The organism is Streptomyces sp. NPDC051018 (assembly GCF_044456085.1).
Taxonomy (GTDB): Bacteria; Actinomycetota; Actinomycetes; order Streptomycetales; family Streptomycetaceae; genus Streptomyces.
Genome location: NZ_JBITFN010000038.1, coordinates 14,566 through 30,976, shown reverse-complemented (window position 1 = coordinate 30,976; position 16,411 = coordinate 14,566). Strand labels below are relative to the sequence as shown.

15 protein-coding genes are annotated in these 16,411 nt (G+C 70.9%); 12 read left to right on the top strand and 3 right to left on the bottom strand.

Annotated features, from left to right (window positions below; translation table 11 throughout):
- Positions 1–118 precede the first annotated feature (118 nt).
- The 7 genes from ACIBCM_RS34775 to ACIBCM_RS34745 all read left to right on the top strand — a co-directional run bounded on the left by ACIBCM_RS34775 (position 119) and on the right by ACIBCM_RS34745 (position 6,254).
- The gene (locus tag ACIBCM_RS34775) at positions 119–763 is read left to right on the top strand and encodes an HAD family hydrolase (protein WP_399250376.1); all 645 of its coding nucleotides are present in this window, start codon (positions 119–121) and stop codon (positions 761–763) included.
- Between the two features lie 74 nt (positions 764–837).
- A complete protein-coding gene (locus ACIBCM_RS34770; protein ID WP_399250374.1) occupies positions 838–2,013 on the top strand; it encodes an acetoin utilization protein AcuC in 1,176 nt (391 codons plus the stop codon).
- Between the two features lie 360 nt (positions 2,014–2,373).
- A complete protein-coding gene (locus ACIBCM_RS34765) occupies positions 2,374–3,189 on the top strand; it encodes a phosphatase (RefSeq protein ID WP_399250372.1) in 816 nt (271 codons plus the stop codon).
- Positions 3,190–3,316: 127 nt separating this feature from the next.
- Positions 3,317–3,529, top strand: coding sequence for a helix-turn-helix domain-containing protein (locus ACIBCM_RS34760; RefSeq protein WP_014046653.1), 213 nt, complete (start codon positions 3,317–3,319; stop codon positions 3,527–3,529).
- Between the two features lie 122 nt (positions 3,530–3,651).
- Positions 3,652–3,750 carry a 30S ribosomal protein bS22 gene (locus ACIBCM_RS34755; protein ID WP_003948845.1) on the top strand — a complete coding sequence of 33 codons (99 nt, stop codon included), beginning with the start codon at positions 3,652–3,654 and terminating at the stop codon, positions 3,748–3,750.
- 251 nt (positions 3,751–4,001) lie between these two features.
- A complete protein-coding gene (locus ACIBCM_RS34750) occupies positions 4,002–5,084 on the top strand; it encodes an NAD-dependent epimerase/dehydratase family protein (RefSeq protein ID WP_399250371.1) in 1,083 nt (360 codons plus the stop codon).
- A 15-nt stretch (positions 5,085–5,099) separates the two neighbouring features.
- Positions 5,100–6,254, top strand: coding sequence for a 1-acyl-sn-glycerol-3-phosphate acyltransferase (locus ACIBCM_RS34745; protein ID WP_399250369.1), 1,155 nt, complete (start codon positions 5,100–5,102; stop codon positions 6,252–6,254).
- A 198-nt stretch (positions 6,255–6,452) separates the two neighbouring features.
- On the opposite strand, the gene ACIBCM_RS34740 is transcribed toward ACIBCM_RS34745, so the two are convergent.
- The 3 genes from ACIBCM_RS34740 to ACIBCM_RS34730 all read right to left on the bottom strand — a co-directional run bounded on the left by ACIBCM_RS34740 (position 6,453) and on the right by ACIBCM_RS34730 (position 10,083).
- On the bottom strand, positions 6,453–7,661 hold the full coding sequence (locus ACIBCM_RS34740; protein WP_399250367.1) for a DUF5667 domain-containing protein: 1,209 nt from the start codon (positions 7,659–7,661) through the stop codon (positions 6,453–6,455).
- 302 nt (positions 7,662–7,963) lie between these two features.
- Positions 7,964–8,785: an ECF subfamily RNA polymerase sigma factor, BldN family gene (locus tag ACIBCM_RS34735; protein WP_399250365.1), complete on the bottom strand. Its 822-nt coding sequence runs from the start codon at positions 8,783–8,785 to the stop codon at positions 7,964–7,966.
- 353 nt (positions 8,786–9,138) lie between these two features.
- Entirely contained in the window at positions 9,139–10,083 is a 945-nt protein-coding gene (locus ACIBCM_RS34730) for an HAD family hydrolase (RefSeq protein ID WP_399250363.1), read from the bottom strand.
- A gap of 190 nt (positions 10,084–10,273) precedes the next feature.
- On the opposite strand from ACIBCM_RS34730, the gene ACIBCM_RS34725 reads away from it, so the two are divergent.
- The 5 genes from ACIBCM_RS34725 to ACIBCM_RS34705 all read left to right on the top strand — a co-directional run bounded on the left by ACIBCM_RS34725 (position 10,274) and on the right by ACIBCM_RS34705 (position 16,384).
- Positions 10,274–10,549, top strand: coding sequence for a glutaredoxin family protein (locus ACIBCM_RS34725; RefSeq protein ID WP_399250361.1), 276 nt, complete (start codon positions 10,274–10,276; stop codon positions 10,547–10,549).
- 609 nt (positions 10,550–11,158) lie between these two features.
- A complete protein-coding gene (locus tag ACIBCM_RS34720; RefSeq protein WP_399250359.1) occupies positions 11,159–12,001 on the top strand; it encodes a redox-sensing transcriptional repressor Rex in 843 nt (280 codons plus the stop codon).
- Positions 11,998–13,767 carry a glutamyl-tRNA reductase gene (locus ACIBCM_RS34715; RefSeq protein WP_399250357.1) on the top strand — a complete coding sequence of 590 codons (1,770 nt, stop codon included), beginning with the start codon at positions 11,998–12,000 and terminating at the stop codon, positions 13,765–13,767. The genes ACIBCM_RS34720 and ACIBCM_RS34715 overlap by 4 nt, the downstream gene beginning before the upstream one ends.
- Positions 13,764–14,723: a hydroxymethylbilane synthase gene (gene hemC / locus ACIBCM_RS34710; RefSeq protein ID WP_399250355.1), complete on the top strand. Its 960-nt coding sequence runs from the start codon at positions 13,764–13,766 to the stop codon at positions 14,721–14,723. Before ACIBCM_RS34715 ends, hemC begins: the two co-directional genes overlap by 4 nt.
- On the top strand, positions 14,720–16,384 hold the full coding sequence (locus ACIBCM_RS34705; RefSeq protein WP_399250353.1) for a uroporphyrinogen-III synthase: 1,665 nt from the start codon (positions 14,720–14,722) through the stop codon (positions 16,382–16,384). The genes hemC and ACIBCM_RS34705 overlap by 4 nt, the downstream gene beginning before the upstream one ends.
- The last annotated feature ends 27 nt before the right edge of the window (positions 16,385–16,411 follow it).

The window sequence follows — 16,411 nt, the reverse complement described above, 5'->3', positions numbered from 1 at the left end:
TGTGGGAGAGTAGGACACCGCCGAACAATTATTCGCCGTGGTTCCCGGACTCGTACGAGTCCGGGAACCACGGCATTTTTGCGTTATAGGGCCGGTGAGGGGTTCTTAGGCTGAGGCCATGAAGTATGACCTTGTCATTTTTGACAACGATGGTGTTCTCGTCGACAGCGAGCCGGTCGCCAACGCCATCCTGGCCGGGTATCTGACGGAGCTGGGGCACCCCACCTCGTACGAGGATTCGCTGCGGGACTATATGGGGGCCGCTGTGCATCGCGTACACGATCTGGTGCTGGAGAGGACGGGCCGGCGGCTGCCGGAGGACTTCGACGAGACGCTGCATGCGCGGACCTTCGCCGCGTTCGAGCGGGAGTTGGAGGTGGTCGGCGGGGTGACCGAGGTGCTGGAGAAGCTGGTGGCCGCTCAGGTGCCGTACTGTGTCGCGTCCTCCGGGAGTCATGAGCGGATCAGGGTGGGGCATCACAGGACCGGGCTGGACCGCTGGTTCCACCGCGAGATCGTTTTCAGCGCGCAGGACGTGGGGCGGGGCAAGCCGGAGCCGGATCTGTTTCTGTACGCGGCCGAGCGGATGGAGGTCGCGCCAGAGCGGTGTGCCGTCGTCGAGGACAGCGTGCTCGGGGTGCGGGCCGCGGTGGCGGCCGGGATGGACGTGTACGGGTATACGGCGATGACCCCGGCCGCGAAGCTTGCCGGGGCGACGGGGTTTTTCGGGGCGATGCCGGAGCTGCCCGCGCTGCTGATCTGACGGGATTCGCGAGGCGGGGGACTTGCGGTATGCCCGGTCGTTCCCGGTGGAGCGGGGCGGATACGGTGGCGTCCATGAGCGGCCGCGGGTTGTTGATGTGGGACGAGGCGGTAACGACGTACGACTTCGGGGACAGCCATCCGATGGATCCGGTCCGTCTCGCGCTGACCATGGGGTTGGTGCGGGCGTACGGGCTGGACCGCGCGATGGACGTCGTATCCGCGAAGCCGGCCGGCGACTCCACCCTCCGGCTCGTCCACCGCGAGGACTATCTGGCGGCCGTACGGGCGGCGTCGGCGGATCCCCGGAGCGCGGATCAGGCGTACGGGCTCGGCACGATGGACGATCCCGCCTTCAGCGGGATGCACGAGGCGTCGGCGCTGATCGCCGGGCAGTCGGTCGGAGCCGCCGAGGCGGTGTGGCGAGGGGACGCCGGGCACGCGGTGAACTTCGCGGGGGGACTGCATCACGCGATGCCGGGCTCGGCGGCCGGGTTCTGTATCTACAACGACGCGTCCCTGGCGATCGCGCGGCTGCTGGAGCTGGGGGCGGAGCGGGTCGCGTACGTCGATGTGGACGTCCATCACGGGGACGGGGTCCAGGCGGCGTTCTGGGACGACCCACGGGTGCTGACGATCTCGCTGCACGAGCATCCCCGGATGCTCTTTCCCGGGACCGGATGGCCCGAGGAGACCGGGGCGGCCGGGGCGGCGGAGGGCAGTGCCGTCAATGTGGCGCTGCCCGCGGGGACGGGTGACGAAGGGTGGCTGCGGGCGTTCCACGCGGTGGTGCCCGAGCTGCTGGCGGACTTCCGGCCGCAGGTGCTCGTGACACAGCACGGGGCCGATACGCATTTCGAGGATCCGCTGGCGCATCTGGCGGTGTCGCTGGACGCGCAGCGGCTGGTGCAGGAGGCGTGCCACGCGCTCGCGCACGAGTACGCCGAGGACGGACGGTGGATCGCGTTGGGCGGAGGGGGTTACGCGGTGGTGGATGTCGTACCCCGGTCGTGGACCCATCTCGTGGGGATCGCCGCGCATGCGCCCGTGGATCCGGAGTCCATGATCCCGCAGGACTGGCGTGACGAGGTGTACGCGCGGACACGGCAGCCCGGACCGAGGCGGATGACGGACGGGCGGGCGCCGGTGTGGCGGGAGTGGGGCGAGGGGTACGACCCGGCGGACCGGCTGGATCAGGCGGTGCGGGCGACGAGGCGGGCGGTGTTCCCGGTACGGGGGTTGCTGGCGTAGGGGGTGGGCGTGGTGGTGCCGTGGCCGTCTCCTGAGGCTGGGCTCCGTTCTCAGGGCCCGGGAGGCTCCGGGCGGTGGTTGAGTTCGCCCGGGGTCCCGTCGGCCTGCTGGTGGCCCTGGAAGGCGTCGGCGCTCGGTCCAGGCGTTCTCCGGCGTGGCGGGTCCGGCCGTGCGGGGCGGGTTCGCGCGGCCCCTGCGTTGACCCGGTTTGCCTCCCGGGCGTGCTTCCGGCCTGCTTCCCGGATCCGCCGGCCGCGCCGGTGAACGGTCCGCTGGTCGTGGGCGCGGGAGTTGCGCCGATCGTGGGGTGTCTTCGGGAATCCCGGGGGATCCGCCGGCGGGGTGCGGCAGCATCGGAGGGTGCTGAGTCGTGGAGCGGTGCGGGCGCATCTGTTGGCGGGGCGGCTCGCGGGGGTGGTGGCGACCGCGCGGGAGGAGAGTCTGCGCAGCTATCGGCTCTTCGCGGCGCGGGATCCCCGGGTCACCCTCGGCCTCGATCCCGAAGGGGACTGGACCGAGCGGGACTTGATCGCCCTGATGGCGGAGAAGTGCGGGGTTTCCGCCGATCCCGGACATGTGGCCGGACCCGATGTCATCGATCCCGAGCGGACGTTGAGCGGTCTCGACGCGTTCGCGGAGCGGCTCGGGGAGGTGGCCGCGCGGCGCGGCGCCGTACTCCTGGGAACCGGGCATCCGCACCGGCTGCTCGCGTTCTACGCCGGGCTGGCAGACGCTTTGTCGGCGGCCGGGTGCCTCGTTCTCACACCCGCGCAGGGCAGATGTGTCGACATAACGACCCGGTTCGGCGTACGCACGTACAACCTCGACTACGTACGGGGAGTCGCGCTGATGCGGGAAGGAGGCGCACGGAGCGCGGGCAGTGAGACCGGCGCACACACCCATTCCCCCCTCCCGGTTCGGGTCGCTCTGGGCGTTCTGGCGGAGGGTTACGGGCCCCTTCCGGACCTGGTCGTGGGGGACCACGGGTGGGTCTGCGGGGCAGGTCAGCTGGGTATGGAGGCCATCGGGCTGGCCGATACGGACGACCCTGCGCTGTTCGTCGGCGAGGCCGAGGGCAGGGTCGCGGTCGCCGTTCCGCTTGATGACGCCGTGCGGTCCGATTACTACCGGCCGCTGACGCGCTATGTACTCAAACGAGCCTGTCTGTCACAGTAGGCGGCCGATGGCTGCTCCTCTTCCCCACTCGCACCACCCGCCCCTACTCTGGGAGTGAGCGCACAGAGACGAAGAGTCACCGGAGGGGAAGCCGGTGTGCGTCATGTGCGGAAGGTACAGGTGGGTCATGGCTGCTGGCAGCGAGAGGCCTCTTAACGAGGTCAAGTTCCTTACCGTGGCGGAAGTCGCCTCGGTGATGCGGGTGTCGAAGATGACTGTGTACCGCTTGGTGCACAGCGGTCATCTGCCGGCGATCCGGGTGGGGAGGTCCTTCCGGGTACCGGAGCAAGCGGTTCACGAATATCTCCGCGAGTCCTTCGTGGGGGTCGAATCGGCGTAGCGCGACCCGGGCGGCTGCCCTCGGATTACAACCTCCACTCGCAGGCGGGTAGGCTGGGCCGACGTAGGTCGTGTGGGCCCAGACGCCCCGCACCGAGTGAAGAGAAGTGAGCGAGGGTAGTCGTGGGCTCTGTTATCAAGAAGCGGCGCAAGCGGATGGCGAAGAAGAAGCACCGCAAGCTGCTCAAGCGCACCCGCGTTCAGCGTCGTAACAAGAAGTAGGCACAGACGACAGCTGTACGTGTCGCCGCGGCCCTTCCACCCTGCCGGTGGGAGGGCCGCGGTGCGTTTGCGGTGCGTCCGCCGGGTGACCTGCGCATGGCCTTGCGGGTGATCCTCCCGGGCGGGGTGGACACGGCGCGGCAAAAGTGAGCCGCTTGGTCATCACAGCGCAACAACGAGCCGCTACGGTGACGTTTGAGCCCCTGGACACCCATGTCGGCGGCTCGTGGAACTGAGGGAAGGCGCTGATCTTGGGGAAGGTCGTGCTCGTCACCGGAGTGGCCCGGCAACTCGGAGGCCGTCTCGTACGGCGTATCCAGCGCGATCCCGAGGTGGACCGGGTGATCGGTGTCGACGCGGTGGGGCCCGAGCACCATCTCGGCGGTGCCGAGTTCGTACGCGCCGACATCCGCCAGCCCGCGATAGGGCGGGTGCTGGCGGAGCACGCCGTCGACACGGTCGTCCATCTCGACGTCACCGGTACGCCGCTGGGCGCCGGGGGCCGTACGGCCGTCAAGGAGACCAATGTCATCGGCACGATGCAGCTCCTCGGCGCGTGCCAGAAATCGCCCACCGTCAGCCGGCTGGTGATCAAGTCCAGTACGAGTGTGTACGGCTCCGCGCCCCGCGATCCCGCCGTCTTCACCGAGACCACCCCACCCAGGTCGCTGCCGAGCGGTGGCTTCGCGAAGGACGCCGTCGAGGTGGAGGGGTACGTCCGCGGGTTCGCGCGGCGCAGGCCGGATGTCGCCGTGTGCGTCCTGCGGTTCGCGAACATCCTCGGGCCGTGCGCGGACTCCCCGCTGGCCGAGTTCTTCTCGCTGCCGGTGATGCCGACGGTGTTCGGCTACGACCCGAGGCTGCAGTTTGTCCATGAGGACGATGTGATCGATGTCCTGAGGATCGCCCTGCACGAGCCCCGGCGCGGAACGCTCAACAGCGGCACGTTCAATATCGCCGGCGAGGGCGTGCTGCTGCTCTCGCAGTGCTCACGGCGGCTGGGGAGGCCCACGCTGCCCGTACTGCTGCCCGCGGTCACCTGGGTGGGCTCCGCGCTGCGTACGGTGGGTGTCACGGACTTCTCGCCCGAGCAGATCAGGTTGCTGACGCACGGGCGGGTCGTCAGCACCGTACAGATGCGGGAGACACTGGGGTTCCGGCCGAAGTACACCACCGCGGAGACCTTCGCGGACTTCGCCCGCAGCCGGGGGCCGGGGCTGCTGCCGCCGGAGAGCCTGACCCGGGCGGTGGACCGGGTGGGGGAGGCCCTGGGGGTCGGTGAGGCCGTCCCGGAGGCTGCCGCGACCCGTACGACTCAGAGCGACGCCGGATAAGGAGCGCAGCCGACGATGGCGGACGCCAAGGTCATTCCCTTCGACGAAGACCGTTCGCGCTCAGGCGCGCAGCGCCCGGGGCGGCGGCGCTCCACCGGGCTGTCCGGGAGCGGGCGGCGGGGTGATCCCCCGGTGGCGGGGGAGGCTCCCGTGAGCCCGCTGCCGGGGGCCGGGGGCGGCCAGCCGTCCGTACCCGGGCCCGCTCCCGCCTCCGACCCCGTGACGGGCCGCCGGCCCCTCCCGGACGCGCCGGAGGGCGCACGGCCGGCGGAGGCCCGGGCGGCGGACGGGGACTCCGTACCGGCTGGAGGGGACTCCGGACCGGGGGATGGCGGCTGGGACCGGCGGATCGCGGGCGGGCTGGCGTTTCTGCGGCGCCGGATCACCGGAGACTACGAGGTCGATGAGTTCGGCTACGACAAGGAGCTGACCGACCAGGTTCTGATGTCGATGGTCCGGCCGCTGTACGAGAAGTACTTCAGGGTCGAGGTGAAGGGCATCGAGAACATTCCCGCCGACGGCGGGGCGCTGGTGGTGGCCAACCACTCCGGCACTCTGCCGCTCGACGGGCTGATGTTGCAGGTCGCCGTCCACGACCGGCATCCGGCGGGGCGGCATCTGCGGCTCCTGGCGGCGGATCTCGTCTTCGTCCTGCCGGTGGTGAACGAGCTGGCCCGCAAGGCCGGGCACACACTGGCGTGCGCGGAGGACGCGGAGCGGCTGCTGCGGCGCGGTGAGGTCGTCGGGGTGATGCCGGAGGGCTTCAAGGGCATCGGGAAGCCGTTCGGCGAGCGGTACAAGCTGCAGCGGTTCGGGCGGGGCGGGTTTGTCTCGACGGCGCTGCGGGCGGGGGTGCCGATCGTGCCGTGCTCGATCGTCGGCGCCGAGGAGATCTATCCGATGATCGGCAACGCGAAGACGCTGGCGCGGGTGCTGGGGATTCCGTACTTCCCGATCACTCCGACATTTCCCTGGCTGGGGCCGCTGGGCGCGGTGCCGCTGCCGACGAAGTGGACGATTCAGTTCGGGGAGCCGATCGCGACGGACGGGTATCCGCCGGAGGCGGCGGAGGATCCGATGCTGATGTTCAATCTGACGGATCAGGTACGGGAGCAGATTCAGCACACGCTGTACAAGCTGCTGGTGCAGCGCCGGTCGGTGTTCTTCTGAGCCTGCCGGCGAGCCACTCGGCGGGGCGGGCGGAGCCGGTGACCGCGGAGGCGGGTACGGGCGATCTGTCCGCCGGGGCGGGCTTCGAGGCCGGCCCCGGGAACCGTAGACGGAGAAGGGAGGGACTGAATTCGTTCAGTCCCTCCCTTGTTGCGGCTGAGGCCGGTGCGCCCGGTACAGCCGACGATCAGCCGTTGATCAGCTGTCGTCCTCCGCGCTGAGGCCCAGTCCCGGCAGAAGCCCCGGGAGCAGCGGCGGAATGGTGATGTCCGGCTCCGGGACGACCGGGTCCTGGCCCGGGGCCGCCGGGGTCGTGTTCTTCGTCGGCGGGTCGAACAGCCCGCCTCCGCCGCCCAGGAGGCCGTCCTCCTTGACCGTGCCGGAGCCGGTGTTCGACGGACGGGGTTTGCCGTCGGGGCCGGGGCGCGGCGTGGTGCTGTCGGGGGCCGAGGGGGTGGTGCGGCCGTCCGTGGAAGGCGTACTGCCGGAGTCCTGGGAGGTGGTGCCGGGCCGCTGGGTGTCACGGCCGCCCTGCTCGGGCGGGGTGGGCAGCAGTGACTGGAGGGGGCCGACTTCCTGGTCTATGGCGTCGAAGACGTCGTTCACCTCGTTGCCCACGTCGGCCAGTTGGACGGGCAGCCGGTCCCGGAGGCCGTTCCACGCGTCCCGGTGGGAGCGGGAGAACGAGGTCAGCTTCTGGATGGGGCCCAGTGAGCCGTCCCGCTTGTACGCCTCGTGGAGGAGGCGGTGGCCTTCCGAGGCGTCGTGGCGCATACCGTTGAGCGCGCGCCGCACCTCGCCCAGCGACTCGTGGTCCATGTCGCCCGCCCGGCCGCGCTCCATGAGGCGCCGGGCCTCGCTGAGGCGGGTGGACGCCTGGTCGAGGTACAGCTCGCCGCGGTCGCTCTCGCCGTCGGTCATGCCGAGGCGGATGTCCTCCATCCCGCGCTTGAGCCCGTACAGCGTGTCACCGGGCAGGGCGTCGGAACTGGCAGCGGCCACCCCGCCGAAGGCGCCCGCGGCGACACCGACGGTCAGACCGCCGGCCGCGAGCCCCTTGGACCAGCGGGAACGCGGTCGCAATTTCCGCAGCGGGGATGCCCGATGGGCGCCGCGGCCGGCTGTCCGCTGCCGCTGCTCGGGCACCGTAGGGCCCGAGGGCGCGCTCCCCGCGGCCGTGCCTTCCTGGAACATGGCTTCCATGGCGGCGACGAGCTGGGCTCGCTGCACCACTTTGACCTCGGGGTCCAGTTCCGGTTTCGGCAGCTCGCCGAGACCGGACGCCAGAGCCAACAGCAGTCCCTGTCCGGCCGGTTCGGCCGAATCATCGGGCTGTGCGGCCGCCTGATCTTCCAGGGCCTGGGCGAAGGCGTTCGCCCGCCGGTGCGCCGAAACGTTCGCGATCACTGGCGGCACCTCCTCTCGTCATGACAATCGACTCCCCTGAGGGTCTGGAAGGTTGCACGCCTTGCTCGCGTCCACACGATCGAGTGAGCGGTTGCGGGCATGGCGTGACCACAGGGAGCCTGCATCCCGCACAACGAGCGGCGCGGCACTTGGGTTACGCGCGAAAGATGATCGGACCAGTGCGTCATCGAGGCGTCACCGATTGTGAGTTGGGATCGGGGCGGATTTCGGGGGGTGGCAGCGGGGGACTGGTGCGGTGGCCGGAAAGGTCCCGGGACCGGTGGACTTCTCCGGTCACGGCATCAGCGGGCGTCGTCGGGCAGAAGGCGCGCGAGGGTGCGTACGGCACGGTACTGGAGGGTCTTGATCGCACCCTCGTTCTTGCCCATCACCCTGGCGGTCTCGGCGACCGACAGCCCTTGCAGGAAGCGCAGCGTCACGCACTCCTGCTGCTGGGGGTTGAGCTTCCGCACGGCTTCGAGCAGTGCGGCGTTCGACAGGGACTCCAGGACGGAGTCCTCCGGGCTGCGCTCGACCTCGTTCGCGTCGAGCATCTCGCCGGTGGTCACCTCCAGCCGGAAGCGGCTGGACTTGAAGTGGTCGGCGACCAGATTGCGGGCGATGGTGACCAGCCAGGCCCCGAAGTCGCGGCCCTGCCAGGTGAAGGTGGAGATACGGCGCAGGGCGCGCAGGAAGGTCTCACTGGTGAGGTCCTCCGCCGTCGCCTTTCCGCCCACCCGGTAGTAGATATAGCGGTAGACGGTGTCGCTGTACTGGTCGTAGAGCCGGCCGAAGGCCTCGGCCTCGCCGGCCTGGGCGCGTTCGACCAGTTCCATCATGCGGGCGCTGTCGCTGTCGGCGCTCGGGCGGCGGACGGTCGACGGTGCCGCCGGCGGGGACCCGGCGGTCGGGGCGCCGGAGCCGCCCCGGCTGCTGCGTCTGCCGACGGCCGCGCGGCCGTCGGCCAGGGCGTAGCAGGGGGCGGCGGGACCGCTGGTGGCGAGGCGGGGCATGGCGAGGGCCGGGACGGCGTACGCGGTGGGGACGAAACCGCGCAGGTGGTCGAGGACCGCAGCGCGGAGCGTAGCCAGGCCCGAGGCGTCAACCCCGACGTGTGGGTACACGGGACTCCCAGAGGCAGAGCTTCCATCACGTGCAGTGCGGGACGGATCACCCGTCATGACGACTGGGGTGGGATCCCGTATGCGTCTGAGGAGAATAACGCTTCGTACAGGCGGTGCTACACCCAGTTGCTCAAATCATCGTTTCCGTCGCTTCTGTTACCCCTGGACGACGGATCACGTAGCGCAATGTGAGCACTAGTTGATCGAAAACGTTCGTGTTCGCTCGCGCGGAGAGCGGGGAAGCGGAAGTGTGTTCGTTTTGCTTCGCGACCGCGACCGGTGGGGTCCCGGGGAGTGGTCGTCGGCGCGGCCGGGCGCGGGACTCCGGGCGGCGGCGGGGAAGGACCGGGCGGTCAGCGGCGGCGCCGGTGGAGGGCCACGGCAGCGGCCGTACCGCCCGCGATGGCGCCCACTCCGGCGGCCGCCGGGATGCCCACCTTGGCGGCCTTGCGGCCGGTCCGGTAGTCACGCAGCCGCCACTCGCGTTCGCGCGCGTGTTTGCGCAGCTTGGTGTCGGGATTGATCGCGTATGGATGTCCTACGAGCGACAGCATCGGAATGTCGTTGTGCGAATCGCTGTAGGCGGCGCAGCGGGACAGATCGAGGCCCTCGGCGGCGGCGAGCGCGCGCACCGCCTCGGCCTTCGCGGGGCCGTGCAGCGGCTCGCCGACGAGTTTGCCGGTGTAGACGCCGTCGACCGATTCGGCCACGGTGCCGAGGGCGCCGGTCAGGCCGAGACGGCGGGCGATGATGGTGGCGGTCTCCACGGGGGCCGCGGTGACCAGCCAGACCTTCTGGCCCGCGTCGAGGTGGGCCTGGGCGAGCGCCCGGGTGCCGGGCCAGATGCGGTCGGCCATGTACTCGTCGTAGATCTCCTCGCCGATGCTCATCAGCTCGGAGACGCGGTGGCCCTTGACGATGGACAGGGCGGACTCGCGTACGTCCTGCATATGGTCCGGGTCCTCGACGCCGGCCAGCCGGAACCAGGTCTGCTGCCAGGCGAACCGGGCCAGCTCGCGGCGCTGGAAGAATTTACGTTTGTACAGGCCCCGGCCGAAGTGGAAGATCGCGGCGCCCTGCATCACGGTGTTGTCGAGATCGAAGAAGGCGGCGGCGTGCCGATCGCCCGCGACGGGGAAGTCCGGTGCGCCGGACTCCTCCTTCTCGGGTGCCCGCGCCTCGGTCGTGTCGGTCTCACGGCTCGCCTTGCGCGCGGCCTCGGCTGCCGCCTCGCCTGCGAGCACGCTCCGCGCGGTGGCGGAGCGTCTACGGGGGGTGAGCCATCCCAGTGCGGCCATACCGCGAGCATAGCCAGTCTGTTCGGGAGTTCCGGGCCTGGTGGGATACGGCGTCGTGAACTCTGGGGGACCGCCCCCTTGCGCCCGGAGTCCGGGGGCGTTCCCCGTGCTCAGGGCTGTGGGCTCCGTCTCACGGCCGGTGTGTCGGGGGGAGGGGGCCGGGCGGTGCGGCACGGCGGAGAATGGAGCCATGAGTCCACTGCTGCGGCGTACGAAGAAGAAGGCCGGTGAGCGTGTCGTGACGCTGATCGGGAAGCCGGGGTGCCATCTGTGCGACGACGCGCGGGCCGTGATCGAGGAGGTGTGCGGTGAGACGGGCGCGTCCTGGGAGGAGAAGGACATCACCCGGGACGAGGCGCTGCACCGCGAGTACTGGGAGCAGATTCCGGTGGTACTGGTCGACGGGGAGCAGCACACCTTCTGGCGTGTCGACGCGGACAGGCTGCGGCGCGCGCTGAAGGCGTAGGACGGGCCCGGGGCTGCCGTCGGGACTCAGGTTCGGCCGTCCGACTGCGCGGCCTGCCGTCGGCTCCGTCGCAGGGCCCCGGGCCTGCGGCGGGACTCAGGTTCGGCCGCCGGGACTCCGTTCCCCGGCCGGGACTCCGGTCTGCCGTCGGCTCGCCGCCCCTGGCTGTCCTCAGCGGTGGTCGTCACCCGGGACGGGCCTTCTCCGCTGGTGGCAGGGGTGTGCGCGAGCGGGAGCGGGGCTGGTGTGTCCGTTCACAAGCGACAGGCGGGGGGCGTGTGACGGAAGGGGCGGTGGATCCTGGTGGGGCGACCGAGCGTTCGGCTTGTCATGGCTCTATCGGGCGCAGGCGAAACAAGGCACAGTAGAGCGATCTCGGGGGCGTATGCGTGAGGAGTGTGTACGGTTTTGCCCCCTTCGGGTCTGCAACGGGTCGACTCGGCTCCCGGTTCCAGGTTTACGCGATCAAAACGCGTGACCCCGATCACTTTGCTCGGACAAAACGGACACCATCTTTGTGCACGCGTTCACAAAGACATAGCCTGCATTCGACGGGGCGGTCTTGGGACACACGGCCGCCTAGAGCCTCGCTCATCCCGCAGGAGCACCGTGGCAACTGGCCGAAATCACCGACCGGCGACCCGTAGCCGAGGAATCCCCGAGGCCACCGTCGCCCGGCTTCCGCTGTATCTGCGGGCGCTGACCGCTCTGTCCGAGCGTTCCGTGCCCACAGTCTCATCCGAAGAACTGGCGGCGGCGGCGGGGGTCAATTCCGCGAAGCTGCGCAAGGACTTCTCGTATCTCGGCTCGTACGGGACGCGGGGCGTCGGCTACGACGTGGAGTACCTCGTCTACCAGATCTCGCGCGAACTGGGACTCACGCAGGACTGGCCCGTGGTGATCGTCGGTATCGGTAACCTCGGCGCCGCCCTCGCGAACTACGGCGGCTTCGCCTCCCGTGGTTTCCGGGTGGCCGCCCTGATCGACGCGGACCCGTCGATGGCCGGAAAGCCGGTCGCGGGGATTCCGGTCCAGCACACCGATGAGCTGGAGAAGATCATCAGCGACAACGGTGTGTCGATCGGTGTCATCGCGACCCCGGCCGGCGCCGCGCAGCAGGTCTGCGAGCGGCTCGTCGCGGCGGGCGTGACCTCCATTCTGAACTTCGCGCCCACGGTGCTGTCCGTGCCGGACGGCGTGGACGTACGCAAGGTCGACCTCTCGATCGAGCTTCAGATCCTCGCGTTCCACGAGCAGCGCAAGGCGGGCGAGGAGGCCGAGGCGGAGACGGGCGGCGAGGTGCGGACGGGCGGCGCCGCGGCGGTCGTGGACGCCGCCGCCGCGAGTGCGGCCGCGGCCGCCGGTGACGGGGCCGTGACGGGCTCCGGGGCGCCGGAGACCGAGGCCCGGAAGGGACCTGACGGGGACATGCCCGCCGTGATGCCGGCATGAGTCTTCTGGTCGTCGGACTGAGTCATCGCAGCGCGCCGGTCAGCGTGCTGGAGCGGGCCTCGCTCTCCTCGGACGCGCAGGCCAAGCTCCTCCAGGACACGCTGGCCGTGGAGCCCGCCGCCGAGGCGACGGTGCTCGCCACCTGCAACCGCATCGAGCTGTACGCGGACGTCGAGAAGTTCCACGCGGGTGTGGCGGAGCTGTCCACCCTGCTTGCGCAGCACAGCGGGGTGGGCCTGGAGGAGCTGACCCCCTATCTGTACGTGCACTACGAGGACCGGGCCGTCCACCACCTCTTCTCGGTGGCGTGCGGGCTGGACTCCATGGTCGTCGGCGAGGGCCAGATCCTCGGGCAGATCAAGGACGCGCTCGCGCGCGGCCAGGAACTGCACACGGCCGGGCGTCTGATCAACGATCTCTTCCAGCAGTCCCTGCGGGTCGGCAAGCGCGCCCACAGCGAGACCGGGATCGACCGGGCCGGGCAGTCGCTCGTGACCTTCGGGCTCGAACAGCTCGCGGACGGCACGGACACCGCCGAGTGGGCCGCGCACAAGCGCGTGCTCGTGATCGGGGCGGGCTCGATGTCCTCCCTGGCCGCGACGACGCTCGCGCGGCTCGGCGTACGCGAACTCGTCATCGCCAACCGGACGCCCGAGCGGGCCGAGCGCCTGGCGTCGGTGCTCGCCGAGTCCGGCGGGGTGAGCGTCCGGGTGGTCTCCATGGGCGAGGTGCCGCAGGAGCTGACACGTGCCGACGCGGTGGTGTCCTGTACCGGCGCGACCGGACTCGTGCTGACCGCGGACGCGGTCGCCGAGGCCCTGGCCGTCCCGGGCGAGGTCCCCCCGCCGCCCGTATCCCCGTCCGCCGGTCCGCAGGACTTCCTGCGCGCGCCCGACGGCAGCCTGGTCGCGCGGCTCGCCGCGACGGCCGCGCGTGACGGCCGTGTCCCGGACCGCGCGGCGCCGGGCTCCGCCGAGGGCGCTTCCGGCGCGGTGGACGGCACGGCTCCGGCCGCCGCGAGGACCGGTTCCGGTTCGGCGGACGGCGGGCGCGCCGGTGCCGCTCCGGCCGGCGGAGGGACCGCCGGCGCGGTGGTGCCCGCGGGCGCGGACGTCGGTGAGGGCGATGGAAGTTGTCCCGTCGGGCTCGGTGCGCGGGAGGCCGTGGACGCCTTTGCGCAGCACGGGGTCTGGGCGGAGAACACCGGATCGGCCGTTCGAGGGGTGGCGAACGGCGAACGGCGCGGCGGGGCCGTGCGGTTGGGGCTACTTGATCTTGCCATGCCGCGGGACGTCGATCATGCCGTTCACCGGATTCCGGGGGTGCGGCTGGTCGATATCGAGTCCCTCGCGGAGGCTTCGGCCGACGCGCCCATGGCCGCCGACGTGGATCAGGTGCGTCGCATCGTCTCGGACGAGGTGGCCGCATTCGGGGCAGCGCAGCGCGCCGCGCACATCACACCCACCGTTGTCGCCCTGCGGACGATGGCGGCGGATGTGGTCGCGGGCGAGATCGCGCGCCTCGAAGGGCGGCTCACCGGGCTCGACGAGAAGCAGCGGGCCGAGATCAACCAGACCGTTCGGCGTGTCGTCGACAAGCTGCTGCACGCGCCGACCGTGCGGGTGAAGCAGCTCGCGAGCGAGCCCGGTGGCGCCGGGTACGCGGACGCGCTGCGAACACTCTTCGACCTCGACCCGGAGACGGTCGCCTCCGTCAGCCGGGCCGACATGAATGACGCAGACGTCAAGAACCGAGGGCGAGTATGACCGAGAGGGCACTGAGACTCGGGACCAGGCGGAGCAGACTCGCCATGGCCCAGTCGGGGCAAGTTGCTCAGGCGGTGCGCCAGTTGACCGGCCGTCCCGTCGAGCTGGTCGAGATCACGACGTACGGCGACACCTCCCGCGAGCATCTCGCGCAGATCGGCGGCACCGGCGTCTTCGTGGCCGCGCTGCGTGAGGCGCTCGCCGCGGGTGAGGTGGACTTCGCGGTTCACTCGCTGAAGGACCTTCCCACCACCCAGCCCGACGAGCTCCTCCTCGCGGCCGTGCCGCCGCGCGAGGACCCGCGGGACGTGCTGGTGGCGCGGGACGGGCTGACCTTCGACCGGCTGCCCGACGGCGCCCGCGTCGGGACCGGTTCGCCGCGCCGGACGGCGCAGCTGAACGCGTACGCCCGTGCGCACCACACCCGCATAGAGACCGTGCCGATCCGCGGCAACATCGACACCCGGATCGGATACGTCCACAGCGGAGAGCTGGACGCGGTGGTACTCGCCGCGGCCGGACTCAACCGCTCCGGAAGAAGTGACGAGGTGACCGACTTCCTGTCGGTCGACTTCGTGCTGCCCGCCCCCGGCCAGGGGGCCCTGGCGATCGAGTGCACCGCGGACGACGCGGAACTCGCCGCCCTGCTCGCACGGCTCGACGACCCGGAGACCCGGGCCGCCGTCACGGCCGAGCGTTCCCTGCTCGCCGCCCTGGAGGCCGGCTGCAGCGCACCCGTGGGGGCGCTGGCCGACCTGTTGGGTGACGGCCGGGCATTCACCGAAATGCGCCTGCGGGGCGTCGTCGGCACGACCGACGGCTCCACGCTGGTGCAGCTGTCCACCACCGGTCCCGTACCCACGTCGCACGGCGACGCCATCGCGCTCGGTCGCGAACTCGCGTCCGAGATGCTCGCCAAGGGTGCGGCCGGTCTTATGGGGGAGCGAGCACATTGAGCCCCACCACCAACCCGTCCTCGGCGTTCTCGGCACACGGGCACGTCACTTTCCTCGGCGCCGGACCCGGCGACCCCGGACTGCTGACCTTGCGCGCCGTCGAAGCACTCGCGGGAGCCGATGTACTGATCGCCGAGCCGGATGTGCTCGAAGTCGTACGCGGCCACGCGCGGGCGAGCGTCAGCACGCCTGAACTGACGATTGTTGACGATGCGTCAACAGCCGCCGGAATCCCCGTACTCAGGGATGCCGTCAATCTTGTCATGGAGGCAGCACGCAACGGTAAGCGGGTCGTCCGTGCGGTGACGGGCGACCCGGGGCTGGACGCCGACGCGGGGCAGGAGATGCTCGCGTGCGCGACCGAGGGCATCACCTTCGAGGTCGTACCGGGTATCGCCACCGCGGTGGGCGTGCCCGCGTACGCCGGTGTGCCGCTGCGGGACGCGCAGGGCGCGGACGTACGGTTCGTGGACGCGCACTCCGCCAGCGACCGCTGCTGGACCGAGGTCGGCGCGAGCGACTGCACCGTGGTCGTCTCCACCACGCTGGACGCGGTCGCCTCGGCGGCGGGCGAGCTGGTGTCGGCGGGCCGCAAGCCGGACACCCCGCTCACCGTCACGGTCGCCGGGACGACGACCCGGCAGCGCACCTGGACGGCGACCCTCGGCACGATCGCGCAGACCTTCAAGCAGACGAAGGTGCTGCCGTCGCCGGAGGGACACCGTCCGGTGATAGCCGTGGTCGGTGAGCGCAGTGCCGCCGCGCAGCGGGACCAGCTCGCCTGGTTCGAGTCCAAGCCGCTGTTCGGCTGGAAGGTCCTCGTACCGCGGACCAAGGAGCAGGCCGCCTCGCTCTCCGACCAGCTCCGGTCGTACGGCGCCGTACCGCACGAGGTCCCGACGATCGCCGTCGAACCGCCGCGCACCCCGCAGCAGATGGAGCGCGCGGTCAAGGGCCTCGTCACCGGGCGGTACGAGTGGATCGCCTTCACCTCCGTCAACGCCGTCAAGGCGGTCCGGGAGAAGTTCGAGGAGTACGGGCTCGACGCCCGCGCCTTCGCCGGGATCAAGGTCGCCGCGGTGGGCGAGCAGACCGCCGCCGCCCTGGTCGACTTCGGGGTCAAGCCCGATCTCGTACCGAGCGGTGAGCAGTCGGCGGCCGGGCTGCTGGAGGACTGGCCGCCGTACGACCCCGTCTTCGACCCGATCGACCGGGTGTTCCTGCCGCGTGCCGACATCGCGACCGAGACGCTGGTCGCGGGGCTGATCGAGCTGGGCTGGGAGGTGGACGACGTCACGGCCTACCGGACCGTGCGCGCGTCGCCGCCGCCGGCCGAGACCCGTGAGGCGATCAAGGGCGGTGGCTTCGACGCCGTGCTCTTCACCTCGTCGTCCACCGTGCGGAACCTGGTCGGTATCGCCGGCAAGCCGCACAACGTGACCGTGATCGCGTGTATCGGCCCCGCCACCGCCAAGACGGCGGAGGAGCACGGGCTGCGCGTGGACGTCCTGTCCCCGGAGCCGTCCGTGCACCGGCTCGCGGAGGCGCTGGCGGAGTTCGGCGCGTCCCGGCGGGCCGCCGCCGTGGAGGCGGGCGAGCATGTGGCCCGGCCGAGCGAGCGCAGGCCGGGTGGGCGGCGCAGGCGTACGACGACGACCTGAGTGTCGTGGATGGACTGCGGGGGCGCA